21 protein-coding genes are annotated in these 26,334 nt (G+C 45.8%); 9 read left to right on the forward strand and 12 right to left on the reverse strand.

Features of this window, described 5'->3' with window-relative positions:
• Positions 1 to 23 precede the first annotated feature (23 nt).
• The 3 genes from FHS57_RS14745 to FHS57_RS14755 form a co-directional block, all read right to left on the reverse strand.
• On the reverse strand, positions 24 to 866 hold the full coding sequence (locus FHS57_RS14745; RefSeq protein WP_183974864.1) for an ABC transporter permease: 843 nt from the start codon (positions 864 to 866) through the stop codon (positions 24 to 26).
• Between the two features lie 212 nt (positions 867 to 1,078).
• Complete coding sequence (locus FHS57_RS14750) at positions 1,079 to 2,158, reverse strand: hypothetical protein (protein WP_122933198.1); 1,080 nt, start codon at positions 2,156 to 2,158, stop codon at positions 1,079 to 1,081.
• A gap of 23 nt (positions 2,159 to 2,181) precedes the next feature.
• The gene (locus FHS57_RS14755; RefSeq protein WP_183974866.1) at positions 2,182 to 4,665 is read right to left on the reverse strand and encodes an SLBB domain-containing protein; all 2,484 of its coding nucleotides are present in this window, start codon (positions 4,663 to 4,665) and stop codon (positions 2,182 to 2,184) included.
• A 406-nt stretch (positions 4,666 to 5,071) separates the two neighbouring features.
• Between FHS57_RS14755 and FHS57_RS14760 the strand changes: the two genes are divergently transcribed.
• Positions 5,072 to 6,958, forward strand: coding sequence for a DNA topoisomerase IV subunit B (locus tag FHS57_RS14760; RefSeq protein WP_183974868.1), 1,887 nt, complete (start codon positions 5,072 to 5,074; stop codon positions 6,956 to 6,958).
• Positions 6,959 to 7,010: 52 nt separating this feature from the next.
• Here FHS57_RS14760 and gldG read toward each other — a convergent pair whose 3' ends face one another.
• The 3 genes from gldG to nth form a co-directional block, all read right to left on the reverse strand.
• Positions 7,011 to 8,642: a gliding motility-associated ABC transporter substrate-binding protein GldG gene (gene gldG, locus FHS57_RS14765; RefSeq protein WP_183974870.1), complete on the reverse strand. Its 1,632-nt coding sequence runs from the start codon at positions 8,640 to 8,642 to the stop codon at positions 7,011 to 7,013.
• A 240-nt stretch (positions 8,643 to 8,882) separates the two neighbouring features.
• Positions 8,883 to 9,968, reverse strand: a complete 1,086-nt coding sequence (locus FHS57_RS14770) for an aminotransferase class V-fold PLP-dependent enzyme (RefSeq protein ID WP_183974872.1) — start codon at positions 9,966 to 9,968, stop codon at positions 8,883 to 8,885.
• Between the two features lie 55 nt (positions 9,969 to 10,023).
• Positions 10,024 to 10,683, reverse strand: a complete 660-nt coding sequence (gene nth, locus FHS57_RS14775; protein ID WP_183974874.1) for an endonuclease III — start codon at positions 10,681 to 10,683, stop codon at positions 10,024 to 10,026.
• A 156-nt stretch (positions 10,684 to 10,839) separates the two neighbouring features.
• On the opposite strand from nth, the gene FHS57_RS14780 reads away from it, so the two are divergent.
• Together FHS57_RS14780 and FHS57_RS14785 are read left to right on the forward strand one after the other, a co-directional pair.
• Positions 10,840 to 13,095 carry a S9 family peptidase gene (locus FHS57_RS14780; RefSeq protein WP_183974876.1) on the forward strand — a complete coding sequence of 752 codons (2,256 nt, stop codon included), beginning with the start codon at positions 10,840 to 10,842 and terminating at the stop codon, positions 13,093 to 13,095.
• Between the two features lie 363 nt (positions 13,096 to 13,458).
• Positions 13,459 to 13,635, forward strand: coding sequence for a hypothetical protein (locus FHS57_RS14785; RefSeq protein WP_183974877.1), 177 nt, complete (start codon positions 13,459 to 13,461; stop codon positions 13,633 to 13,635).
• On the opposite strand, the gene FHS57_RS14790 is transcribed toward FHS57_RS14785, so the two are convergent.
• Positions 13,628 to 14,242, reverse strand: a complete 615-nt coding sequence (locus FHS57_RS14790) for an IMPACT family protein (RefSeq protein ID WP_183974879.1) — start codon at positions 14,240 to 14,242, stop codon at positions 13,628 to 13,630. The two genes, FHS57_RS14785 and FHS57_RS14790, sit on opposite strands and share 8 nt — an antisense overlap.
• A gap of 156 nt (positions 14,243 to 14,398) precedes the next feature.
• Here FHS57_RS14790 and FHS57_RS14795 point away from each other — a divergent pair, with 156 nt between their 5' ends.
• A complete protein-coding gene (locus FHS57_RS14795; protein ID WP_229601349.1) occupies positions 14,399 to 17,269 on the forward strand; it encodes a M16 family metallopeptidase in 2,871 nt (956 codons plus the stop codon).
• A gap of 56 nt (positions 17,270 to 17,325) precedes the next feature.
• Here FHS57_RS14795 and FHS57_RS14800 read toward each other — a convergent pair whose 3' ends face one another.
• From FHS57_RS14800 to FHS57_RS14815, 4 genes are all read right to left on the reverse strand, one after another.
• Positions 17,326 to 17,742, reverse strand: a complete 417-nt coding sequence (locus tag FHS57_RS14800) for a DUF1801 domain-containing protein (RefSeq protein ID WP_183974881.1) — start codon at positions 17,740 to 17,742, stop codon at positions 17,326 to 17,328.
• Positions 17,743 to 17,789: 47 nt separating this feature from the next.
• A complete protein-coding gene (locus FHS57_RS14805) occupies positions 17,790 to 18,662 on the reverse strand; it encodes a glycosyltransferase family protein (RefSeq protein WP_183974883.1) in 873 nt (290 codons plus the stop codon).
• A gap of 79 nt (positions 18,663 to 18,741) precedes the next feature.
• Positions 18,742 to 19,371 (reverse strand): hypothetical protein, encoded by a 630-nt coding sequence (locus FHS57_RS14810; protein WP_183974885.1) that lies wholly within the window; start codon positions 19,369 to 19,371, stop codon positions 18,742 to 18,744.
• A gap of 14 nt (positions 19,372 to 19,385) precedes the next feature.
• Positions 19,386 to 20,522 (reverse strand): DUF819 family protein, encoded by a 1,137-nt coding sequence (locus tag FHS57_RS14815; RefSeq protein WP_183974887.1) that lies wholly within the window; start codon positions 20,520 to 20,522, stop codon positions 19,386 to 19,388.
• A gap of 160 nt (positions 20,523 to 20,682) precedes the next feature.
• Here FHS57_RS14815 and FHS57_RS14820 point away from each other — a divergent pair, with 160 nt between their 5' ends.
• The 4 genes from FHS57_RS14820 to FHS57_RS14835 are packed head-to-tail and all read left to right on the forward strand — an operon-like array spanning position 20,683 to position 25,061.
• Positions 20,683 to 21,981 carry a TolC family protein gene (locus FHS57_RS14820; RefSeq protein WP_183974889.1) on the forward strand — a complete coding sequence of 433 codons (1,299 nt, stop codon included), beginning with the start codon at positions 20,683 to 20,685 and terminating at the stop codon, positions 21,979 to 21,981.
• 28 nt (positions 21,982 to 22,009) lie between these two features.
• The gene (locus FHS57_RS14825) at positions 22,010 to 23,110 is read left to right on the forward strand and encodes an efflux RND transporter periplasmic adaptor subunit (protein WP_183974891.1); all 1,101 of its coding nucleotides are present in this window, start codon (positions 22,010 to 22,012) and stop codon (positions 23,108 to 23,110) included.
• Positions 23,107 to 24,363 carry an ABC transporter permease gene (locus tag FHS57_RS14830; protein WP_183974893.1) on the forward strand — a complete coding sequence of 419 codons (1,257 nt, stop codon included), beginning with the start codon at positions 23,107 to 23,109 and terminating at the stop codon, positions 24,361 to 24,363. Before FHS57_RS14825 ends, FHS57_RS14830 begins: the two co-directional genes overlap by 4 nt.
• A gap of 23 nt (positions 24,364 to 24,386) precedes the next feature.
• On the forward strand, positions 24,387 to 25,061 hold the full coding sequence (locus FHS57_RS14835; RefSeq protein ID WP_183974895.1) for an ABC transporter ATP-binding protein: 675 nt from the start codon (positions 24,387 to 24,389) through the stop codon (positions 25,059 to 25,061).
• Here FHS57_RS14835 and FHS57_RS14840 read toward each other — a convergent pair.
• Positions 25,058 to 25,558, reverse strand: a complete 501-nt coding sequence (locus FHS57_RS14840) for a cupin domain-containing protein (protein ID WP_183974897.1) — start codon at positions 25,556 to 25,558, stop codon at positions 25,058 to 25,060. The two genes, FHS57_RS14835 and FHS57_RS14840, sit on opposite strands and share 4 nt — an antisense overlap.
• A 173-nt stretch (positions 25,559 to 25,731) precedes the next feature.
• Between FHS57_RS14840 and FHS57_RS14845 the strand changes: the two genes are divergently transcribed.
• The gene (locus tag FHS57_RS14845; RefSeq protein ID WP_183974899.1) at positions 25,732 to 26,307 is read left to right on the forward strand and encodes a Crp/Fnr family transcriptional regulator; all 576 of its coding nucleotides are present in this window, start codon (positions 25,732 to 25,734) and stop codon (positions 26,305 to 26,307) included.
• Positions 26,308 to 26,334: the final 27 nt, after the last annotated feature.

Here is a 26,334-nt window from a genome sequence, read left to right on the forward strand (position 1 = left end):
TATTGTTCTAGTTTCAAAAGTAATCAAATGTAGTCAACAAACGAATTTTCTTCTTTACGAAAATAGTAAATCGAAATACCCAATACGGCCACTGTGAAACCTATTGTGCTGTACAAACTACTCACTTTAAAGAAGGCGCCGTCGCCTAAAAGACACCACTTAAACCCATCAATAATACTTACCATCGGGTTGAGATAATACAAGTCATACCACCAAGCTCCTTGGTTGGCTTCGACCATACTGCTACTGTAGGCGATAGGGCAAGCGTAAAATCCGATTTGAACAATAAAAGGAATCAACTGCGCAATGTCCCTAAATCGCACATTCATCACGGCAAAAAATAGTCCAAAAGCCAGCGAAGCCGCCAATGTCAAAAGTACAAAAGCGGGAAAAAGCAAAAGTTGCCAACTTGGAAAATGTTGGTACCAGATGGCGATGAGTACATATAGAACAATCGAAATAATGAAATCTACAAACCCCACAACCACCGAACTCAATGGCATGATTAAACGCGGGAAATAGGTTTTGGTCACCAAGTTAGAATTCAGCAAAATACTGTGGCTAATTTGGGTAAAGGTTGTCGAGAAGAAGTTCCAAATGGTGATTCCCGCCAATACCATCAACGGATAAGGAATTCCTTCGTCTCCTTTGAATTTGGCTACTTTATCAAACACAAAAACCATGACGAGCATGGTTGCAAAAGGCCGAATGACAGCCCAGCCAGCCCCAACTACCGTTTGTTTGTAGCGAACTGATAAATCGCGACGGGAAAGAATCAACAACAATTCACGATTTTTCCACAAGTCACGCCAGTAGTTTTTTGCTCCGTGGCCAGCTTCAATGATTACTTCTTCCGAATGCGCCATTGTTTTTTACGTTCAGATTTAAGTGCTTTCGCACGGTTAATCGTTATTTGTTAACTGTTAACAGTATTGATGCTAAGTAACCCCTTAGACCCCAGCCTAAAGGCGTGGGGTTAAAATAGAAATAGCTTTATACTGGCACAATTACTTTATGCCAAAAATAAAGCTTTGAACAGGATTTCTCCCACCCAAAGCTTCATTTTCTTGTCTTATGTTTAGTTCTTTTTCATGTCTCTCAATGCTTCACCGTACGTTTGTTTGGCGAGCACAAAGATAATAGCCACAATGAGTCCTAACATCGCTCCAAACTTAGTGTTCTCACGCGTGAAAAGACGAGTTTCGAGTGGTAATACTGCGGGTTCGATGATGGTAAATAACGGAGCTTCTTTGACAATCGACATCCGTAAGTTTTCCAAACTGCGCGAAGCCTCCAAATAGAGCGAAGAAACAAACGTATTACTTCGAGTCAGGCGCCCCTCTTCCACTTTGGCGGTAGGAGCGACGGCGTCGGTATTGATGACGACAGTCCGCGCTAAACTGCTCTCTGTACGGTTCAGCACGCGCCCTAACGAATCGACCCGACGCTGCATGATGCCCATCATCTCGCGCGACTTACGGGTTTGGGTTTCTTGGTAAACTCGTTCGATGGTTGTCAACAACAATTCCGCAAATGTTTTTGATACCTGCTCATTTTCCATCGACACCGTTAGGTCATAAAAAGCTGTCTTGATGTCAGGTTGCAAAATTTTGATTTCTCGGTCTTTTACCCGATAAAGTACCCCATCAAACACTTGACGTTCTACTTTAGTCATGGAGTCGCGGCGATTATGCGTAATGCGCACATTCATCCATTCGGGCAAAAAACTCGCCCATTCGTCTTGACGCAAGTAGGTCGAATCGAGGTAGTAATTGACAAACTTTTCTTTTTTTCCATTACTCAAAGTCACCGTTGATAGCAACGCTCTTTCCAACACGGGGCGCGTTTTGATGACATAAAACAGGTTTTCTCCTCTAAACAATCCTGCGTCACCACCTTGTCCACCACCTGACATTCCTAACAAGCTTCCAAAACCTCCCATGTCCTGTCCGCCAGACGCGCCACTGATGCTAAAAACGATTTTAGCTAAGTATTGAAGACGTTTATTTTTTTCCGCATCTATGTAGTATCCTATTCCCGTACCAATCGCCGTAATTAATAAAATAATCCACCAGTTTTTTAGAACTAGGTTCTTGGTAGCGATTATCTTTTGAAAAATCAGCTTGGGCGTGAGGGTTACTTGCTCTTGTTGTTCCATAAAAGCTTCTTAGTTAATTCTTTTTATTTTGCACCTAATACTCTGAAAGCCAACACCGTAGTAATCAATGTCATCAAGGTTGATGATATACCAATCACTGACTGCATCGCTCTTTGCGCTTCTGCAAGGTCTGATTGGGTACGTTGTGGCACATGGATTTCAGAACCTGGTTCTACTTTTGGATACACATTGAAGAACAAGAACTTGCGCGTACGGTCAATTGAACCATTGGGATAAATCACGTACGATTTACGTTTGAGTGACATCCGCGTAAAGCCGCCTCCTTGCGAAACATAATCCATAAACGAATTACCATTACGGTATTTTACGGTGGTTGGGAAAAGAAGCTCTCCTTGCAAACGTACCGTTTCGAGACGCTTAGGAATATCAATCACGTCACCATCTTGGATAATGATATCCTCGCGGCCTCCTGGGTTACGAAGAATACGGCCCAAATCAATGCCAATGGCTTCTTGCTTATCTTTTACAACGCCCTCGTCGTCAAAACGGCCTTTTTTAGCATCATCCGAGATTTCAGATACTGCACGGTTGCGTTGTGCGATTTCTTCGTCGGAAAGTGTAATCTTACGCAACAAAGTCGCTCCATTTACATACGCTTGTGCTGTCAATCCTCCTGCACGCTTGAGTAGGTCCGACAATTTCTCATCCTTGGTTTTGATACCATATATCCCTGGACTTACGATTTCGCCTTTGAAAGTCACGAATGTTTGCGGCTGATAGTTTGACGATGGACGTACTAACACTTCATCGTATGGCTCCAATATGAAACGGCTGTCATTTCCGTCGAGTGTAAGATCACGATTAACGTCAAACAAGAATATATCGGCTACTTGTGCAGTGGCAGACTGTACGTTCACATCACGCTTGCGGCGCACCACTTCGATTTGAGCCGTAGATGCGGATTCTTTAAAACCACCCGAACGAATGATTGCATCTTCTAACGTAAAGTTGGCACTGTAAGGAAGATTAACTTCTGGGCCTTGGTTTACTTCTCCAATCACTTTAATGAAAGTCCCTTCACGAAGTTCAAATTTAGAAGGGATAATCACTTGGTCTTCGCGTTGAAGGATTAAATCTTGGGTTTTGCCGTTGAGCATATCCGCTAGATTCAACGAAATATTTTCTACCGACAAGTCTTCCCGCGTACGAATCACATTCACACGCCCTGTAAAAGCTTCGCCTGTCAGACCTTCGGCACTTTTAATTAGCTGAAGCAACGTTTTATTTTGATCCAACGAATATTGTCCTGGACGAAACACAGGCCCAGAAATAACGACCATGTTTTCAAAACGCGCCAACAACATATCAGCCGTAATTTCGTCTCCATTTTTAGGAATATATGTGCCATAGTCTGTCGAACGCACGTCCACAATACGGCGCTCTTTGGCCGTAAGCCCCAAGAGTTTCAACCGATCCGTATAAGCATTGTCCGTAAAACCACCTGCGTAGTTTAGGACATTACTCATTGTTTCATTGTCAAGAAGCTCATACAAGCCTGGGCGTTTTACATTTCCTTTTATCTCTACCCGTTTTTTGTAAACACCCACTTGAATGATGTCATTGTCTTGCAAACGAATGTCTGAGTTCAAGGTTCCGTTCATCAACAGTTCGTACAAATCGAGGGTTGCTACGGTTTTGTTTTTACGCACCACCTGAATCTGACGGAATGACCCTAATTCATTAGGGCCTCCTGTAAGATAAAGCGCATTCAACGCCGTTGAAAGCGACGAAACATTGTAAGTACCTGGCGTCGTAACTTCACCCAATACCGTCACCCGAATGGTACGAATCCGTCCCAAACGCAATTGAAGATAGGTACTTGCACTACTTCCTGGCGCCCCAAGATTATTGTAGTAGGGCGAAAGACGAGTAATTAATTCTTTTTGTGCCTGCTCAATCGACCGACCGCTTAATTGCACTGGGCCAACCGCTTTCACAAAGGCAAATCCATCTGAGTTGACGGGCAGTTCTAACATCGACTGTGAATAACCGTAGATGTACGCCATCAACTCATCACCTGGCCCAATGGTATAGTCACGGGGGGTAGCGATGTTATCAGAAGGTGCAAATGAAACATTTGGATTATTAAAAAGCTGGTATCCAAAAATCTTACGACGCATCTTATTCAACTCTGCCTGACGATACGCCTCTTCTGTATCTTCGTTTGACTGAGCATCAGCAGCTGTCGTTTCTTTGTCCTTTGCTTTTTCTACCTGATTAAGAGCCTTAGGATCAGCGCTTTTCTTTGCATCTGTTCCTTTGTCGGCCGTAGTAGTGGTAGGCGACGTTGTCGTGGTAGGAGCCGTTGAGCCTGGCGTTGTAGAAGCAGGGGCTTGACCCTGCGCAGGCGCCGAACTTGAACTTGAGCTACTACTTCCTGTTCCAGCAGGAGTTTGGGCGTTTACTAAAGTGGCTGTTAATAAACTAATCGAAAATAGGTGTAAGACTGCGCGTCCTGCGCTAAAATCTTTAAAAAACTTCTTCATGAAATGTGTTTCAGAGAAAAAAGGTAGATTCTGATTAACAATAAATTAACACGATAGACAAGCCAATATTTATACAGAATCAAATTGGCCGACAAAGTAACGTAACTTTTTTAGTTTTTTAAACTTTTTTCTTTTTTACGGCCATTTTCTGGGCTTATTGTATGATTTTTCCGATATTTTCATGGTTTTGTTACTACTTTGTTTTTTCTATAGAGCTTTAAATAAAATCAATAAAAAAGAACTTTGTTTTACAAAGTAAATACTTTACCCCTGAATATGACAAGTGTTTGGTCAGAAATATTTTGTGATAAGGCTGCACTTGTGCTTCAAGACTTAAAATTGTAAGTTTGTAAAATCATACCAAAGGCTATCTACAAGCCTGCTACAAATAATCTTTGAACTATTAATGGCAGAACAAGTAAAGTACGACGAAAGCAGTATTCGTTCGCTCGATTGGAAAGAACACATCCGATTACGTCCTGGAATGTACATTGGCAAGCTCGGCGATGGCTCAGCTGCCGATGATGGTATCTACGTATTGGTCAAGGAGATTGCTGATAACTCCATTGACGAACATACCATGGGTTTTGGAAAGACGATTGATATAAAAATTTCAGAACACCGCGTCGAAGTTCGTGACTACGGACGGGGAATTCCGCTTGGGAAAGTGGTGGATTGCGTTTCTAAAATCAATACGGGTGGAAAGTATGATTCGGGCGCTTTTCAAAAATCGGTAGGGCTCAACGGAGTCGGGACAAAGGCTGTCAATGCCCTTTCTTCTTACTTTAAAGTGCAGTCTTTTCGCGAAGGAAAAACCAAATGGGTCGAATTTCGCAAAGGTGAAATCGTGACAGAATCGGGCGAAGAAGATACGAATCAACGCAACGGAACCTTGATGATTTTTGAGCCTGACAATACCATTTTCAAAAATTACCACTACATCCCGCAGTTTTTGGATAACATGATTTGGAATTATTGTTATCTCAACGCTGGCCTTACCATCAATTATAACGGACAAAAATTTGTTTCTCAAAACGGTTTGCTCGACTTACTCCGTAATAAAACCGACGAAGATTCGATTCGCTACCCTATTATCCACCTCAAAGGCTCGGACATTGAGATTGCGATGACGCACGGCAACCAATACGGGGAAGAATATTACTCGTTCGTAAACGGCCAATACACCACCCAAGGCGGTACTCACTTGATGGCATTTAGGCAATCGCTCGTCGATACCGTTCGCGATCACTTCGGCAAAGACTATGCCGTAGAAGACATTCGGGCATCTATCATAGCCGCCGTTAGTGTTCGGGTACAAGAACCTGTTTTTGAATCCCAAACCAAAACTAAACTAGGCTCAAGCAATATCTCTCCCGATCCCAACAGCCCTACCGTACGGACATTTGTCAACGACTTTCTCAAAGCAAAGCTCGACAATTTCCTTCACATGAATCCAGCGGTTAAGGAAGCGTTGAAAAAACGGATTGAGCAATCAGAACGCGAGCGGAAGGAATTGGCGGGTATCAAAAAATTGGCGAACGAACGAGCAAAAAAGGCAAGTTTGCACAACAAAAAACTACGTGATTGCCGCATTCACCTGCCAGACGTAAAATCGGACGACCGTTACGAAACAACCTTGTTTATTACCGAAGGAGACTCGGCGAGTGGTTCGATTACGAAGTCTCGTAACGTACAAACCCAAGGAGTGTTTAGCTTACGAGGTAAACCACTGAATTGCTTTGGTTTAACCAAAAAAGTGGTGTATGAAAACGAAGAGTTTAACCTCCTCCAACACGCTTTAGATATTGAAGAAGGGCTGGAAAATTTACGTTTCAATCGCATTGTGATTGCGACCGATGCCGACGTGGACGGGATGCACATTCGTTTGTTGATGCTGACGTTTTTCTTGCAGTTTTTCCCTGATTTGGTCCGAAACGGGCATTTGTACATTTTACAAACGCCGCTTTTCCGCGTCCGAAATCCCCGAAATCACAAAGAGACGATTTATTGTTACAGCGACGAAGAACGCCAAAAGGCACTCAAAAAACTAGGAGGTAACAAAAAAGTAGAAATCACGCGATTCAAAGGGCTTGGGGAAATCTCTCCCGAGGAGTTTGGAAAGTTTATTGGTGAAAACATTCGCCTCGAACCCGTGATTTTGGAAAAAGAAACAACTATTCCCAAATTGTTGACGTATTACATGGGCAAAAATACCCCCGAACGTCAACGGTTTATCATTGATAACTTGCGGGTCGAAAAAGACGTGGTTGAAGACCCCAACCTCGCAGCTTAACGTATTATTCCCTGCGCACCGTTGCAAACACGGTACGCAGGGAACTTTTATTTTAGCTTCCGTATTGGCGTTTACGATTCCATTGCCACACTAAGCCCACGACACCAATCAATACCAACGGGCCTAACAAGTTCAGCAGTTGCCACTGCGTACGCTCTTCTTTAAGACGCAGTTTATCCAACGGTCGCAGCGTTACTTGTTTGTTTCTTGCCGTAATTAATCCTTCCGAATCAGCCAAGTAATCTACGGCGTACAACGCAAAATCACGGTTGGCAAACGTATTGCCAGAAAGTCGGTCGTAGCCTAACGGCAAAGGGGCATTGCGCTTGTAATCAATATCATTCACAATCAAATCACCATCAGATACTACAATGATTTGGGTCGGCTTGCTTTTTCCCAAAAACGATTTTGTACGTGGGTCGTTAGGCAACAAACGGTTATTGTACAACGACGAAAACGAGCCTTCCAACAACACCGCAATGGGTTTTTCGCCTGCGTTGTACTCACGCGGGTCGGGTTGCTGACGCGCTTCGTTATAACCTACCAACACTGGCGCTTTACGTAGCTGTGTATAGCGCGAGGTCAGAAGCAATGGTGTTTTCTTGATACCATCCACCTGAATGGTGTCAATACTACTGGGAAAACGGGTATAAAGGGCATCCAGATTACGGACAATCGGGTGTTTTCCAAAATTATTGATTAAAGGGAAAAAGCGCCACGGCATGGATTGAATCTGCGGTTTGTCGCCCATGTTACCCACGTTGAGGGGAATCATGGCACAACTCAAATCTTTGATTAAATTCTGGTTGATTCGGCACCCGTATTTGAACAACAAATCATCGAGATTGACATCCAAAGGCTGCGCAAATGTCCCCTCCAAACTTACGCTATCAACGCGCGCACCGTCGGCAAACATCAGTAGTTTTCCTCCGCGCATGACAAACTGGTCGAGGCGGTATTTTTCATCTTCGCTAAAAGGGCTATCAGGTTTGGGAATTACCAATAAGTCACCTTTATCCCAATTGTCAGGGTTTTGAACGTCAAAATAAAGGTCATAATTCTGTTGAAGATTGGCCAAAAAATCCGAAAAACGCGGAGGGGGAACCTTGGTATGACCTACCAAAACCCCGATTCGCTTGCGGTCTTTTTGCGCCAATCGACGTATCGCCGACGCCAACTCAAACTCTACGCCTTCGTACGATTGATTGAGTTGTTCTTCCGACGTAGCCGACTTGTTTCCTTTTAACAGTTGGACGGGATATTCCTTGCCTTCATATACCAAAACAGCCCCTGGAAACACCAGGCGTTCGGTACGTTTTCCTTCTTCGTTGGCAAACAAATTGGTCGGAATCAATCCTTTACCAATGAGTTCTTCCTGAAGTTTGGGGTCAGTAGGTTCAATAAAGCGATAGGCCACATTGCCTCCGCCATAATCAGCAAATGATTCTAGGGTTTCTTGAATGGCGCGTTCCAAACGTTCAAAACCCGCTGGAAAGTCGCCCGTCAGATAGACCTTAATCACCACTTGGTGATCCAAGTTTTGGAGAAGTTTTTTAGTAGCGTCCGAGATAGTGTAGCGTTTTTCTTGGGTCAAATCCCAACGAAAAAAAACAAATGCTGCGATGGCATTTATTCCGACTAAAATCCCAATAAAAAGAGCAATGCGTGCAAGGTTCGACTTCATACGTCCCAATTTTCGGCCAAAGATACACCAAAAACGAACAACGAAGCTTTATCGCATTTGCAGGGCGTTTTTTTGTTGTTACAAAACAAGAGTCAGACGATAAAACGGTAGTCAGACGATAGTCAGACTACTTCCCTCTGAGGATCGCCTACCTCTGCCGTCTGACTACCGACTATTGCCGCCGTCTGACTATCGACTACTGCCGCCGTCTGACTGTCGTCTGACGGCGGGTTCGGCGGGTTAATTCTCTAGTTTTTTCAATTCTTCAATCAGCAATTCCACTTGCTCAAGCGACACCGCTGGGAAGTTGGCAATGCGAATTTGGCTATCTTTGAAAGGCCCGTAGCCACTTCCAACCACCATATTAGCTTTTTTCACCTCCGCAATTACCTCCGCCGATAACTTGCTGGTATTGGCCACCACAACCGTCCGAGAACGGTGTCTTTCCTCAGCTACCGCTGGGCTAAACACATTGCTTGTCTCTACGTATTTAGTAAGAACTTTGTATTTTTCTTCGGTCTGCTTACGAACAACATCCGCTCCGATGGCATTGAGGTCTTCGGCGATTTTACCCAACAGATAAATGCCTAATACGTTGGGCGTAGCAGGGGTTTCGTAGGTTTTAAAATTTTTCCAAAGCGAAGGCAGGTTATGGTGTGCTCCAATCGTGATGTCATCGTACTTATTCAACCGCTCCGACTTGGTAAGACATTTGTCGTTGGCAATCCATACCCCTAGCCCCGCAGGCAAGCCAAAGGCTTTTTGTACCGAGAAGAAGGCTGTATCAATCACTCCAAAGTCTAATTCGGGATAAGGCGCCGACGAAACCATGTCAACCGCAATCAATTTCTTAGAATTGCTCCGCTTCAATTTATGAATGTCTGGTTCGCGCATCTGAACACCCGAACTGGTTTCGTTTTGAGTTACACAAATAACTTCTGCATACTCAGGAACTTCTACTTCGCCGTAGTCAAACCCCTCACCAAACGGTTTTTCTTGTTTGTGAGCAAATTTGCGCAAGGAAACTCCATACTCGTAGAATTTCTTGGAAAACGAGCCATTGACCAAGTGAAAACTTTCGTGCTCTACGCAATTAAGCAATATCCGCTCCCATACTTCCGACGCCGAGCCCGTAAAAAAAATCGCATGCGATTCGGGAATGTTCATCAATGTACGAAGTTGCTCGACCGTGAACTTGTAAATGTCTCTGAATTTCTGGCTTCGGTGCGAAATGGAGCCAAGTTGGTTTTCGACAGCCGTACGTAAATGTTGCTCGAAGGTAGGATACATCTCTGCGGGTCCTGCCGTAAAATACACTTGTTTCATCGGTAAGTAGGTGGTCAAAATGAAAGTAGGCCACAAAAATACGCTAAATTGCTGACTACTTCGGACTATTTTTCTTCTGTTGGCTTTCAAAATACTTGCACAAATGCGTCAAATCGCATTTGTCGCACTGCGGAGTTCGGGCAAGACACACGTAGCGTCCGTGCAAAATGAGCCAATGGTGCGCCACAGGAATCACCGAATCAGGAATGTATTTGATGAGTTCTTTCTCAACAGCCAGCGGAGTTGTCGCTGTTTTAGGAACCAAGCCCAGTCGATGCGATACCCGAAAAACGTGCGTATCAACGGCCATGGCTGGTTGGTTATAAATAACGGAAGCAATCACATTGGCCGTTTTTCGGCCTACCCCTGGCATTTGCTGAAGTTCTTCGATGGAACTTGGCACTTCCCCGCCAAACTTATCTAACAGCATTCGCGCCATTCCTACCAAATGCTTGGCTTTGTTGTTGGGATACGAAATGCTCCGAATATATTGGAAAACCTCATCAGAGGTGCTGTCGGCCAATGCTTGCGGGTCAGGATAACGCTCAAACAAGGCTGGCGTCACCATGTTCACCCGCTTGTCGGTACACTGTGCCGACATAATAACCGCCACCAGCAATTCGTACGGATTGGTGTAGTGCAATTCGGTTTCGGCTTGTGGGAATTTTTGAGAGAAATGCGCAATTAACTGGCGGTAACGTTCTTTTTTTAACATATACAAGTGCTGTCGCACGGTTATCCGTTGGTGTTTGTATGTTTCCAAAACAGTCCCCAAAGATACTTTTTTCCCTCAATATGGGTGATGTCGTTGATGGATAAGATTTGGCTATCTTTGTCGAGTTTTATCCGTTTACCTATTCATCAATCGTACATGAGAAAAACCACTATTTCCCTTAAAAACTGGGGTGTTTCATTGGCTTTTTTACTCGCCACCCTAGCAAGCCCATCGCAGGCACAAAAGAAAACCCTCGCCCTCAACGACATTTACGGCCCACAAGGCTCTGTTTTTACCCCTCGCACGGTCACGGGTGTCAATTGGATGCAAGCAGGAGGATTCTATACCGCTCAACAAGCGGGCAAAGTGGTCAAATACAGCATTGCCACGGGCGAAGCCGTCGAAACGTTGTTTGACCAAACGGCTGTTAAAGTCGAAGGTACGAACCAAAGTATCCAGTTTGATAGCTATGAGTTGAGCGCCAACGAACAAAAACTGGTGCTTACCACGGGCATTGAGCGTATCTATCGCCGCTCATTCAAGGCCGATTTTTACGTCTATGACCTGCAAACCAAAAAACTGGTTCAGCTTTCAAAAAACGGCAAGCAAATGCTTGCTACGCTGTCGCCTGATGGCTCTAAAGTAGCGTTTGTGCGCGACAATAACCTATTCATCACCGACCTAGCCACCATGAACGAGCGCGCCATTACGACCGATGGCCGCCGCAACGAAATCATCAATGGGGCCTGCGATTGGGTCTATGAAGAAGAATTTAGCTTTGCCAAAGCCTTCGAATGGTCGCCCGATGGTACTAAGCTTGCTTACTATCGTTTCGATGAAAGCCGCGTTCCTGAATACAACATGCAAATTTGGGGTGATTTGTACCCCAAAGATTACCGCTATAAATATCCAAAGGCGGGAGAGGCAAATTCTGTGGTGCAAATTTGGGTACATCATTTGGCTACTAACCAAAAAGCCAAAATCGACGTTGGCCCCGAAGCCGACCAGTACATTGCCCGCATCAAGTGGACACAAAACGCCAATGTGTTGTCGCTCAAGCGCATGAATCGCCTTCAAAACCGCTTGGATATTTTGCACGCCGATGCCACCACGGGGCAGTCGCAAACTGTGTGGAGTGAAGAAAGCAAAACCTACGTGGACTTGGAATTTACTGACGACCTCACCTATTTGGCCGACGGCAAATCGTTTATTCAAACTTCGGAGCGTAGCGGGTACAAGCACTTGTATTTGTACGACATCAATGGCACGCTGGTCAAACAATTGACTTCGGGCAACTGGGAAGTAACTGACGTTGTGGGAATTGACGAGAAAAAACAAGTGATTTATTTTACTTCGTCGATGGTGTCGCCCATGGAGCGCCATTTGTACAGTTTGAGTTTTGCGACGCCTGTGGCCAAAAAATCAAAGAAAGCCGCGCCAGTGGTTGCGCCCCAGCCCGTCAAACTCACCGAAAAAGCGGGCAATAACGCCATCAACATGAGTCCTGATTGTAGCTACTACTTGGTATATAATCAATCGGCACAAGAGCCTCTGACGGTGAGTTTACACCAAAGCACCGCCACCCAAGCCGTGCGAGTACTCGAAAATAACCAAAAACTCCGCGAACGTTTGGCTGAGTACGACCTTCCCACCCAAAACTTTTTCAAGTTTACCACCACCCAAGGTACTGAGCTAAATGGTTGGATGATTAAGCCGTTGAACTTCGATGCTGCTAAAAAATACCCCGTGCTGATGTACGTATATGGCGGACCAGGCTCGCAGACAGTCACCGATACGTGGACTAATGCCCTCATCGGCTGGTTTAAAGTACTGGCGACCAAAGGCTACCTAATTGTGTCGGTGGACGGGCGCGGAACGGGCGCACGCGGGAACGCCTTCCGTACGTGCACGTACGCCCAACTTGGAAAACTAGAAACGGAAGACCAAATCGAAGGGGCGAAATACCTGGCGACCCTCCCGTATGTGGACGCGAGCCGCATCGGGATTCACGGCCACAGCTACGGTGGCTACATGACCTCGCTCTGCATGACCATTGGGGCCAATTATTTCAAAGCGGGAATTGCGGGCGCACCCGTCACGACTTGGCGCTACTACGATACCATCTATACCGAACGCTACCTCAAACGCCCCCAAGACAACGCTGCTGGCTACGACGACAACTCGCCAATTCAGCACGCGGATAAGCTCAAGGGTAAGTTTTTCCTCATTCACGGCACAGGCGACGACAACGTGCATTTCCAGAACTCCGTTGATTTTGTCAACGCCCTCATCAAAGCAGGAAAGCAGTTTGATTCGTTTTATTATCCCAACCGCAACCACGGCATAGGCGGCGGAAATACCCTCATTCACCGCTACCAAATGATGACCGATTGGGTATTGAAGAATTTGTAAAAACACAATTGGCCGATAATGCAAGCTAATACCTACGCATTATCGGCCAATTGTGTTTTAATCCCCACCTCCTATAGTTGTATTTTTCCAACAACCCCTTCTTCTCCTTATTTTATCAAATATACTTATACACTATACCAATAGTATATAAATAGTACTTCTCTTCATTTTTACCTCTCCGTGAAACATTTGATAAAATGCAATTCTGTGTAGATTTCACGGGCAAAAAAGTAGGTTTCACGGTTTTTTGCCAAAAAACTAAGGTTGCAATTTGGTTTTTACGTGATTTTCTATTGAAATTCATCATACCAATGTGGTTGATTGTCTCTAACCTCTAATTGTACTTTTTAAACAAACAGAAAAATGCCTACTACATTCAAATTGCTTTTAATCGGTATAATGCTTGTTTTAGCGGGTTGTTATTTCTTCATCTCAGGCACAGCCGATATACTTGGCAGGGTTCTGCTGAGTATGGGAATATTTATTGAAATGGGTGCTGTTTTTTATGCTATAGCGCCCCAAAAATGGTTTTCTAAATAGTCCTTTCAAACTCCAAGCGTAACGAGTCGATTTTTTCTAGTTTGCCAAGCACTTGGTTCAGCATCGTTTTTCGGATTTCGAGTTGGAGGCTACATTCGTTGTCAAATTGCTGGTGTTGGGGCACTAGGTCAAACGCCTTGATGACTTTCATGACATCGTTCATTTGCTCATAAGGATAAACCAAGGTATAAACATCACGGACGTGCAATGTCACCACCCTTGCTATTTTTAGGGCTTCGTCGGTGGCGACTTTGTAGGCATTGATAAGACCAGGGACGCCCAGCAGGGTTCCCCCAAAATACCGCACCACTACGACCAATACGTTGGTGAGATCGTGGGCATAAATGGTGTTCAAAATCGGTTTTCCCGCCGACCCCGAAGGCTCGCCGTCGTCGTTGGCGCGGAATTGGGTACGGTCCAGCCCCAATCGGTAGGCGTAGCAATGATGAACTGCCTTGGGATGCAGTTCGTACAGCTCATTTAGGTGACCTTTGGCGTCGTCTTCGGTCTTGATGGGGTATGCGTAGGCCAAAAATTTGCTACCTCGGTCGCGAAAAAAACCTTCCGACGGGGCATCAATGGTTTTATAACTATCGTCAAATAACATTTTAGGAATATTTCTTTTTAGAAAATAACGAACACAATCGTTCTTGTTAAAATAGTCAAAAGTAGTACAATCATGATTACAAACCTTACAGGTTAAACAAACCTACAAGGTTTTGATTAGCTAAACCTCGTTTCAGACCGTTTATCACAATAATTTATGAACACTTCCGTAAATAAGTTGTTTTACCTCCAAATCAATCTCTCCAATAGACTTCAAACATCTATGAAACAAGCCAAACTACTCTTTCTTGCTGTAGCTTTCGGCTGGGCAACCGCAGCCAATGCCCAAACCGATCTCAAGAAACCCATTCCGATGGATCCCAAAGTTCGCTACGGCAAACTTCCCAACGGTATGACTTATTACATCCGTAAAAACGAAGAACCCAAAAAGCGCGCTGAATTGTACCTCATCAACAAAGTAGGGGCAATTCAGGAAGAAGACAAAGAAAACGGACTCGCCCACTTTACCGAGCACATGGCGTTTAACGGCACCAAAAACTTCCCCAAAAACGAGCTAGTGAGCTACCTCCAGCGCGCAGGGGTGAAATTTGGTGACGACCTCAACGCCTTCACAGGACAAGACCAAACGGTGTATCAGTTGCCAGTCCCTACCGACTCTGCCGATATTTTCAATAAGGCGTTTGTCGTACTAGAAGACTGGGCACATAACATTACGTTTGAAGGTGCCGAAATCGACAAAGAACGCGGCGTTATTTTGGAAGAACTCCGTGGTGGAAAAGGCGCCCAACAACGGATGCGCGACAAGTGGATGCCTATCCTCGTAGGCGATTCAAAATACGGGAAACGCAATGTTATTGGTACCGAAGAAGTTTTGAAAACCTTCAGCCACGAGACCATCCGTAATTTCTACAAAACATGGTACCGCCCCGACTTGCAAGCGATTGCAGCCGTGGGAGATTTTGACATCGACCAAGTAGAAAAAATGATTAAAGAGCGCTTCGGATCGATTCCAAAGGCCGTTAAACCTCGTCCGTTGGGCAAATTCCCCGTAGCCGATTTTAAAGGTACGCGCGTAGCCATCGTAACTGACCCAGAGCAACCTTATATGCTTGCGCAGGTGATTACGAAGTTACCAAAAGCAGAAGAAAAAACGCTCGGTGATTCTCGCGAAAGCATCAAGCGCAACTTGTTTAACCAAATGCTCCAAGCACGTTTGCAAGAACAAACGCAACAAGCCAACCCTCCTTTCTTGTTTGGGGGTGCGGGTTACGGCGGCTTCATTGGTGATTATGATTCGTTTATCAACATTGCCGTGGCAAAAGATGGCAACCTAGAACGCGCCGTTAAGGCGGTGTTGGACGAGGGTGCTCGCGTGAAAAAATTTGGTTTTACCGATACGGAATTAGACCGTACGAAAAAGCAATTGCTCACTGCTACCGAAAAACGTTTCAAGGAAAAAGACAAAACCAAGTCAGCTTCTTACGTCAACGAATACATGGGTAACTTCCTTGAAGAATCACCTATTCCAGGTATAGAATTTCAATTTGAGTTTGTGCAAGGACAGCTAGACGGCATCACTATTGCGGAAATCAACGCCCTTGCCAACAAGTACTTGGTTGCTGATAACCGTACGGTATTGGTGCTTGCGTCTGAAAAAGACAAAGCAAAATTACCAACCGAAGCCACTATTTTGGAATGGATCAACGGCGCGGGTAAAGACGTTACTGCATACGTGGATAAAGTAGTGAACAAACCACTTATCGAGAACCTTCCTGCTGCTGGTCGCACGGTTTCTACGAAGCAAATCCCAGAAATTGGCGTGACAGAGTTGACACTAAGCAACGGCGTAAAAGTAGTATTGAAACCTACTGACTTCAAAAATGACGAAATCTTGATTGGCGCTCGCAGCCAAGGCGGTACGTCACTTTACGACGAAAAAGACTTTATGAGCGCAGGCATGGCCGATGCCGTGGTAGAAGAAAGTGGGATTGGCGAGTTCAATACGCCTGCGTTGAAAAAATACCTTACGGGTAAAGTAGCCAACGTCAGCCCGTTTGTTGGTGAAAACGAAGAAGGGTTCAGCGGAAACTGTAGCCCTAAAGACCTCGAAACAGCTTTGCAATTGGTGTATGGATACTTTACCAAACCTCGCAAAGACGACGACATCATCAAAGGTTTCTTGACGTCGCAGCGCTCTGCCATTCAAAACCGCAACGCTTCTCCTTCCCCTGAAGTGGTGTTCCAAGATTCGTTGAGTCGTATTTTGGGGAATAACAACTTCCGCCGTCAGCCTATTTCGGTAGAACGTTGGGACATGATTAATCCCGACCGCGCGTACCAAATCTACAAAGAGCGCTTTGCCGATGCGTCTGATTTTACGTTCTTCTTCACAGGAAGTTTCAAAGTGGACGAAGTGAAGCCTTTGTTGGAAAAATACTTGGGCGCGCTTCCGTCACAAAATAAAAAAGAAAGCTTCCGCGACTTAGGTATCCGTACTCCGTCGGGACGTCTTGACAAGAAAGTGTATAAAGGAATTGAGCAAAAAAGCCAAGCTTCGTTGATTTTCAGTGGTGACTATGTTTACAACGAAGACAACAACTGGCAACTCGATGCCCTCGAAGAAATCTTGAACATCAAGCTTATCGAGGTGATTCGTGAGAAAGAAAGCGGTGTATATGGTATCGGTGCGCGCGCTTCTTACAGCAAAACTCCCGCGCCTCGCTACACGGTTCGTATCGGATACGGCACAGGCCCTGAGCGCGTAGAAGAATTGGCGACTAAAACGTTGGCTGTTTTGGACGAAATCAAGAAAAACGGCGCAACCCAAGTGGATATTGACAAGTTCAAAGCCGAAACCCGCCGCTCAATGGAAGTTCAGATGAAAGAAAATGGATTCTGGCAAAACCAATTGATTGGAGCGTATAGCATTGGCGAAAATCCAGTAGATATTTTGGGTTGGGAAAAACAATTGAATAAAGTAACCGTAGAAAGTACCAAAGCTGCTGCCAACAAGTACCTCAACGACGCCAACTTTATCAAGGTAGTGTTGCTTCCTGAGAAAAAATAACAACGGAGTCCTTCTCTTTTTGGGGCTGTCTGAAAGCAAAAGCTTTGGGGCAGCCCTTATTTTTTGCGACGCTCAAACATAATCTTCGCGAAGGTTTTTTGAGGTTGGGTTTCGTTCAGTAAAATGGCTTCTTGCAACACCTCTAAAAATGCTTCCTCCCGCGCCTGAAAGTCTTTGAGGTTCTGAAACGTCATGCCACGAATGATTTTTCGGCCTTTCGACTCCAACACTCCCGCTTCGTCTTTCAGTAAAAACCCTTTTACAAACGCAATCTCCACGCCCTTGGTTTTTTGAATTTTGCCAAAATAACAAACGTAATCTAGGCACATAAAAAAGAGGGTATTGTTGTACATAAACCGCTCTTTCATTTTGGGGTGTGCTACCATCACCAACTGCCGAACGTACGACAGCAACTGCCGAATTTCGGGGGTTTGACTGGCCAAAAAATCATCGGCATCGGCATATTCAACCATTTTTGAGTGTCGAGTTTAGGAAGGAAGAATGTCGAATGGATTTCCTTTTAAAGCAATTTGTAATTTTTGTATTCGCCAATGTACCAACCCGTTAGGCGTGCTACCCACATTTTGAGGCGGTACTTAAAACGGAGGTTTTTGTGTGAAATATCGTGGCTAAACTGCCAATTTTGGCGCTGAATGCGGGGCAACATCACGCGCGGATGTCTTCCCGTAAACTTGGCCAACGAGTCAATTTGTGAATAATCAAAGCCTTCAGCCGATACATTCACGTGGCCTTCTACGTCTCCTCCGTGCCAGTATTGGTGAATATGCACGTATTTTTCTTGCATCACGCGCGGGTCTTTGACCCAACCGTAGTGGTAAATACGGGCATCTACTAGCTTCACTCGTAGCTTCTCGTTGTTGTTTTTCCGAAATCCTTGGGCATCACGGTACGAATAAATGCGTTTGTCGTTGCGCACCACCCTGATTTCGTGGCGGTACCACGTGGGCGAATCGCCAATGTAGTCGTACGAGCCGTAAAAATGGGTATAGTGAAACAACAGCCCGTCCACGTTTTTGTCGTCCTTCCAGCGTTCCATGGCGGCCTTGATTTTGGGCAAATCATTTTCATGTACCACCTCATCGCCCTGAATGTAAAATGCCCAGTCGCTTTGAGCCGAAATGGCTTCAAAAGCTTTATCCGTTTCTTTGGCATACACCACGCCCCCGTCTTTCAGCGATTCGTCCCATACGGTTTCGATGATACGGATTTTCTGGGGGTCAATCTGCCGCACGAGTTCCAGTGTTTCATCTTCGCCTTTTCCTACGGCCACCACAAACTCATCACAAATGGGTAGGATAGAGGTGATGGCTTCCACAATCGGGAAGTCGAACTTGACGGCATTGCGAATAAAGGTAAAACCCGTAACGTGCATTCTTTCGGTCTAATTTTTGGGTCAAATTTACGATTTATCGCCGCTGTTTTGCCCATTCATTCATTTAATCTCCCCAGAATTAATCGGCTCTACTGATTAGTCGCCAGTTTGCTCGCTCAGTCGGTTGGCCTACGATTGATTCTTGAGGTACTTTCGACCAATCAGAGCAATAGGTATAGTTGTAAACGATAAACGAATGAGAATACAAGTCAAAATAAACCCTAAAAAACTGTCCTTGACTGGTATAGCGAATGTTATTCTTCCGACACTCTTCTCTTGATTTGAATTCAAAAGGAACTCCTCCCGTCGATACTGGATAGGTTTGATGCTTGCGTTTGTATTCTTCTAATTCAGCAATCAATTCCTCGGCGGCTTGGTAACGCCATTCTGCTCGAATATCTAATGCCTTTTCATCGCCCACCAAGTAGGTCGTCCAAGATACGGCGGGTAGTCCTATCATTAGGAGCGCAAGTTGTAATGCCGTGACTAGATGCCTATTGGGAGCCAGTAAGTACCAAACGGGTACGATTAATAACAGAAGGATTCCCAGAGGAACGGTAAAAAAGGATGCAATTCCGCATAATACTAAAATGGGAACAAGCTCAGGGCTAATAATAACCAATACACAGAATGCCACACAGATACCTGCCCAGATTAAGATTTTTTTTCCGTACTGTTTGGTAAATACGTGCTTTACGAATGTCTTCACTGTTACATTTTGTTTTACTTCATCCATTCGGCAATCCAAATCCCGAAATACGTCCCAATGGCATTTCCTAGCACCCCAATGAGTACCGCAGGGAGCTGTAAATCGGGGCGATGCAGGCTTTTGGCCAAGGCTAACGCCGAACTTGCGCCCCCGATATTGGCCTGAGAAGCAATGCCTAACATGTCCCAATCTTGTTTTAGCAACGCACCTATGCCAAAAACAATGCTTCCGTGAATCAACACCAAAACGGTAATAATGCCCAACAAAGTAAACGCCAATTTTCCGTCGTGAATCAAGGCAGGAATGTCGCAATAAGCACCGATGACCGCCAAAAATAAATAGACGCACAACAACCCCAACATGCGAGAGCCAGCCAACTGATGAATAGCGGGAATTTGAGCCAAACCTAATGCTAAAGTCGTTTGAATCAACACCACGGGGATAGAAGGAATCCACTGGGCGATTTGCTGCGACAGGTAAATGCTCAGAATCCCTAACCCCACCAACAACGCTACATTTTGGGGGCCTACGGTTTCGTTTTCACTCAATTCTGCTTCCAATTCCACCAGCGAGACCGATTCTTGGCGCTTTGGGCGAGGATACAAGCGATTCAAAAATTGGGGGATGGCCAGCGTTCCCACCATCCAAATAGCCGTAATGATATTATCGGCCGCCGTAGTCGCCGCGTACAACGTTCCCGCTTTGGAAACTCCATAATGCAGCGCAACGGCGTTGAAATTGACACTTCCTCCGATGTACGTCCCCGTAAACATTCCCGCAATGGCATAATGAAGCTCGCCCAAGGAGCGGGGAGCATCAAAAAGTTGTAGGCTTACAATAACTCCCAAAATTGTCCCGATTGACCCCAATAAAAACAACGAAAGCATGACACCTCCCGCTTTTCGAAGGCTGCGCAAGTTGGCTTTGAGCATCAAAAAGAAAATAGATAGCGGCGCTAGGTACGAAAAAATGCCATCATACACGGGCACTTGCTCACTCGACGACGGAATCAGGCCCAGATTGGCGGTGATGGCCGTGGTGATAATCACCAACAACGCCGCTCCCATCGAGCGCAAATAGGGAAATTTGGTCAGCCATTCGGCCAATACCACATTGGCACAGAGCATCGTCAAGATGTAGAGAGAATTCATTACGAGTTAAAGGGTTTGCTTTCAAATTTTCCGTTTTCAGCAGCTTTTTTTCCGCTTCATTCACCTTCGTAGGTGACATTCGTCATGGATACTTTTGCTTTGTTCCGTGATTTTTACCAAATGTAATCACTACACCTCAGATACTGAAACTTAGAGCCGTATGAAAAAGCTCATTCTTGCCTGTATTGCGTTGTTGTTAGGGTCTCCTCATGTCATCGGCCAAACGGTTATTTCAACGGTCAATGAAGCCCTTGAGTTGGCCAAAAAACAAAACGCCGACCTCCAGATTTCCCAACAAAATGCCCGCATCCAGTCGTGGAACGTCACCGCTGCCCAAAGTACGCGCATTCCGCAACTTAAATTCACAACGGCCTTGGATTACAATTTTGTGTTGCCCACTCAGCTGATTCCTGCGCAGTTTTTTGGAGGAAAAGAAGGAGAGTTTCGCGGCGTACAATTTGGGGTGCCGTTCAACCTCACCGCTGGGCTCGAAGCCAGCGCTCCGCTTTGGAATGCAGGATTAAAACAAGATATTCGACTTGCCCAACAAAATCAAAAACTAACTGATTTACAAACGCTTGTCCTCGCCGACGACCTCAGCACACAAGTCGCTCGTTTGTACTTTGCTACGGTGTTTACCCAACAGTATCTCGCCCTCCTCCAACGGAACTTAGCCAACGCCGACAGCATTGTGGCGATTGCGCGAGAACGAAAAGACAAAGGACTCATCGACCAACTCGAATACAACCGCAGCCGAGCCACCCGCCTCAGCGTGGAAGATGTGTTGAAGCAAAATGAATTGGCGTACGCCAAAAATCTCAACCAACTGCGGTTGCTACTCCATGCCCAAGACCTGACGTTGGCTCCGTATGTTGTTCCTGCTTCGTTAGCGACAGTCAAAGAAAGCGTAGGAGAAAGTCACCCCAAATTGCAGCTCCGTGCCCAGCAACTCGTAGTGGCGCAAGCGCAACTCAAAAAAGAGAAATTGCTCCGCTTGCCCACCTTGTCGGCCTTTGCTCGCTACCAAGAACAAGCACAACGTTCTACCTTCAACTTTCTGAATTTCAACGAAAAATGGTACGGTATCGGCGTTACAGGGCTCCGCTTTGAAGTGCCCATCTACACGGCTCGCCTCCGCGAAAGCGCCATCGGACGCGCGCAGGTGAATGCAGACATCGCCCAGCTTCAGCTTGACAACGAACAACGAAAGTTTCAGAACGAAACCGAGGAACTTTTACTCAACTACCGTCAAGCAGTTAGTTCACTGAAAACCAACGAAGAAGCGTATCAATTGAGCCAAGAGAATTTGCAATTGGTGCTTATCAAATACCGAGGCGGAATTTTGAGCTACGACCAGTACCTCAACGTATTTAACGAAGCCTTAAACGCCCAAAACAAGTACTTGCGCACGTTGGCCGATGTGATGATTAACGGAAAATTACTAGAGTTGAGAAACTAACCATTGCCCCATTAACACCGAATTTACCATGAAACGCTATATCCTTTCTTCGGTCGCTTTGAGCCTTTTGCTGTTTATCGCGGCCTGTTCTTCCAAATCCGAAACCACCTCTCCCGCCTACAAAGACCTCACCGAAGCCGTGTATGCCTCGGGCAACGTTTTTCCTAAAAATGAATACAAGGTTGTGGCCAATGCCGACGGCTACCTCCAACAACAACTGGTCACGGAAGGCGATGTGGTAAAAGGCGGCCAACTGTTGTTTTCGCTGGAAAGCCTGTCGCAAGACGCCCGCGCCGAAGCCGCTGCTAATATTTACCGCCAATCCGAAGCCAATTTTTCGGACAGCTCGCCCGTGTTGGCTGAGTTGGAAGTTGCCCTTCGCAATGCCCGTACCAAACTGGAAAATGACTCGGTCAATTATTTTCGGTTCAAAGCCCTCTATGACCAAAACGCCACGGCCAAAGTCGAGGTAGAACGGGCAGAATTGGCCTATCGCACGTCCAAAAACGACGTAGCGGCCCGTCAAAAAACGTGGCAGCGTACCAAAAATCAATTGTACGTTGACCTCCAAAACTCCCGCTCCAATTTTCGGGTCAACGCCCGCGAAGGCGATAACTACCGCATCAAGAGCATCGAAGCGGCTCGGGTGTATGAAGTGTATAAAAAAGTGGGAGAACTGGTGCGCCGAGGAGAAGCCGTAGCTTTGTTGGGAAACCCGCAAGACGTTTATCTTCAATTGGCAGTGGACGAAACCGATTTTTCAAAACTCCGCGTCGGGCAAGCCATTGTGGTAAAAATGGATGCCTACGGCGACAAAGTGTTCAACGCCCAAATCACGAAGATTTACCCCAAACTTAACAAGGTGGACCAATCGTTTCGGGTCGATGCCGATTTTATTGGGGAAGTTCCGCAAGCCTACTATGGCCTAACGGTCGAAGCCAACATTGTCATTTCGCACAATCCCAAGGCCCTGACGATTCCCAAAGCCTATTTAGTGGGCCAAGACAGCGTGTGGGTACGTGCCGACAAAGACAAGCAAAAAATCAAAATCACCAAAGGCGCAGAGAATTTTGAACTCGTAGAAATCAAAAATGGCCTCACCGTCCAAAGCGTTCTCCTAAAACCATGAACCTCAAACTCTCTTTCCAAATAGCCAAAACCCACCTTTTGGCCAAAAAACGCCAAACCCTCGTGGCCATGCTCGGCGTGACGTTTGGGATTGCGATGTTTATCGTCATGATTAGTTTCATGCAGGGCGTCAACCAGTTTTTGGAAGATTCGGCGCTTGACGCCAGCCCGCACGTTCGGATTTACAACGAAGTCAACACCCAGCGACCCAGTATTTTAGACCAAAATCGCACCTCCGATAGCAGCGTCAATGTCGTTTATCACCAAAAACCCAAGCAGCAACTTCCCCGCATCAAAAATGGCCTACAAATGGTGCGACTCATCGAAAAAATGAAAGGCGTTCTGGGCGTCTCGCCCGAAGTAAGCTCACAAGCTTTTTTCAACAACGGCCCCATTCAGATTTCAGGAAGTATGGCAGGAATCGATTATCCGCGCGAAAACCGTCTGTACAACCTAGATAGCCGCATCAAATCGGGGAGTTTTCAAGCGCTGTTGACCAATCCCAAGGGCATTGTCGTAGGTGCCAATTTAGCCAAAAAACTCAACGTCAACGTCGGCGACAAGGTCAGCGTTACGACACCAACAGGTGGTAATCTTACTCTTCGGGTAGTGGGGATTTTTGGGTTCGGGATTGGCACTATTGACAACATCCGCTGCTACACCAGCATCAGTACCGTGCAGGAGATTTTGGGAAAAGATGCCAGCTACATCACCGACATTCACATCAAAATGACCGACCCACTTTTAGCCCTTGATTTTGCCCAAACCCTCCAAAAACAGTTTGACATCCACACCGAAGACTGGGGCACGGCCAACCAAGCGATTTTGGCGGGGAAGAAGATTCGTAACGTGATGACCTTTGTCATTTCAATGACTTTGCTGGTGGTGGCAGGATTTGGAATTTATAACATCATGAACATGAACGTCATCAACAAACTCAAAGACATTGCGATTCTGAAAGCCACAGGCTTTGGAAGCAAAGACGTCGTCGCCGTGTTTTTGCTCCAAGCCATTATCATCGGAATTTTAGGTGGCCTCTTAGGGCTACTCATTGGTTTTGGTATCAGTTATGCCCTGTCGATTACCCCTTTCGAGACGGGCGACATGATTAGCCTTAAAACCTTTCCCGTCCTTTTTGAGACTCAGTATTACCTCATGGGGCTGGCGTTTGGCGTCATTACCACCATTTTAGCAGGTTATTTCCCTTCGCGCAAAGCCGCCAAAATCGACCCCGTGGCGATATTGCGAGGCTAAAAAGTTCTTCAACCCCTACCACTATGAACGTCCTCAGTGCATCCCATATCAACAAATACTTCTTTGAGCCTGAAAAATTTCAGGTGTTGCAAGACGTGAATTTTGAGGTAAAAAAAGGCGAATTTTTATCCATTATCGGCAAGTCAGGCTGTGGAAAATCCACCCTTTTGTACATCCTTTCGACCATGGATACTGACTACGAAGGATTGCTCGAAGTAAACGGCCAACGCCTTACGGGATTACCCCAAGACACGCTGGCCGCTTTTCGCAACGAACATTTGGGCTTTGTTTTTCAATTTCACTTTTTGCTACCCGAGTTTACGGTTTTGCAAAACGTGATGCTTCCTGCGTTGAAGTTGGGAAAATATTCCAACAAAGAAATTGAAGAAAGGGCTTACGAAAAACTACGCCTTGTCAACATGACCGAACACGCCCGCAAACAGTCTTCCAAACTTTCGGGAGGGCAGCAGCAGCGGGTGGCCATTGCGCGGGCGCTCATCAATGACCCCGCCATCATCATGGGCGACGAACCGACTGGCAACCTCGACAAAGCCAATTCGGGGTTGGTTTTTGACATTTTTCGCCAAATTTCCCACGAAAACGGCCAAACCATCATCACCGTCACCCACGACCCTGACTTTGCCAACGGCAGCGACCGCATCATCGAAATGTCGGACGGGCGCATCGTTCGGCACTAATGCGTCAGTAAGTGAATCACGTCTTGGTGTTGGGGAAAAAGCGCCAACAATTGCGCCCTTTCGCCCAACTCAAAATCAGCAAAGTCGAAACCAGGCGCCACCGTACATCCCACCAGCGAATACGCACTTTCGGCCTTGGGTTTAGAGCCAAACCACGTTCCTGCAGGTACTACCGCCTGAAACACTTCGCCCGCGTCGGGGTTATCGCCTAGTTGGATGATTTCCAAGCGTCCGTCGGGATAAATGACGTACACATCCAGCGGGCCTCCTGCGTAAAAATGCCACATTTCGTCGGCCTGAATGCGGTGTAATGTCGAAAAATGGTGGTTTTCGAGCAAAAAATAAATGCCTGTACTGAAACTTCGGTCGCCTCCAAAACGGGCAGGCAACGCGCTTTGCGGAATCACTTCTGCCGAGCGATACGTTTCGGCAAAAAATCCACCTTCAGGATGCGACAACATGTTGTATTTTTCAACCCAATAATTCGCTGGTTTCATTGATGTAGGTTTGTATTAGAAAAATTGGCATAAAACTACCAAATTCGCGCTATACTTTTGGCGGTTTGCCTTTTCTCTACAAAGGTTTCGCCTCTCCGAGGTTATTTTTTTAATGCGTCTAACTTGGGGAAAAATGGGAGGTGAAAAATTTAATTTACACCTAAGAAAAAATAATGAACAGCGACCTTCTACAACAATTATTCGGAGACGCGCCATTGCCTCGGCAAGAAATGGAGGCGATTGTGGCTTTATTGGACATTCAAACCTTTCCCAAAGGCACGCACATTTTGCGGGAAGGTGAAATTTCTTCCAAGTGCTTTTTCATCCTCAAGGGATGTGTCAGGCAGTATTTACTGGACGATGGCATTGAAAAAACGACGGCCTTTTACACAGAAAATCAAGCGGTTGTCTCGTTTGACACTTACCTTCAGCAAAAACCATCGAGGCATTATTTCATGTGCGTTGAAGACGTGACTGCGATTGTGGGGAATCCAAGCGAGGAAAAGGAAATGTACCAGAAATTCCCAAAGCTAGAATCGCTCACCCGAATGATGGTGGAGCAAGGTTTTGGTAAAACCCAAGAAGACTTTGCGACGTTTATTACCTCTTCGCCCGAAGAACGGTACCTCAACTTACAAACCAATCGGCCCGACTTACTCCAACGCGTTCCTCAGCATCAAATTGCGAGTTATTTGGGTATCACCCCAGAATCATTGAGCAGAATTAGGCGGCGGCTGGCGAAGAAGTAGCAGGAGAGCCTAAAAGAAAGTTATGAC

The organism is Runella defluvii (assembly GCF_014195535.1).
Taxonomy (GTDB): Bacteria; Bacteroidota; Bacteroidia; order Cytophagales; family Spirosomataceae; genus Runella; species Runella defluvii.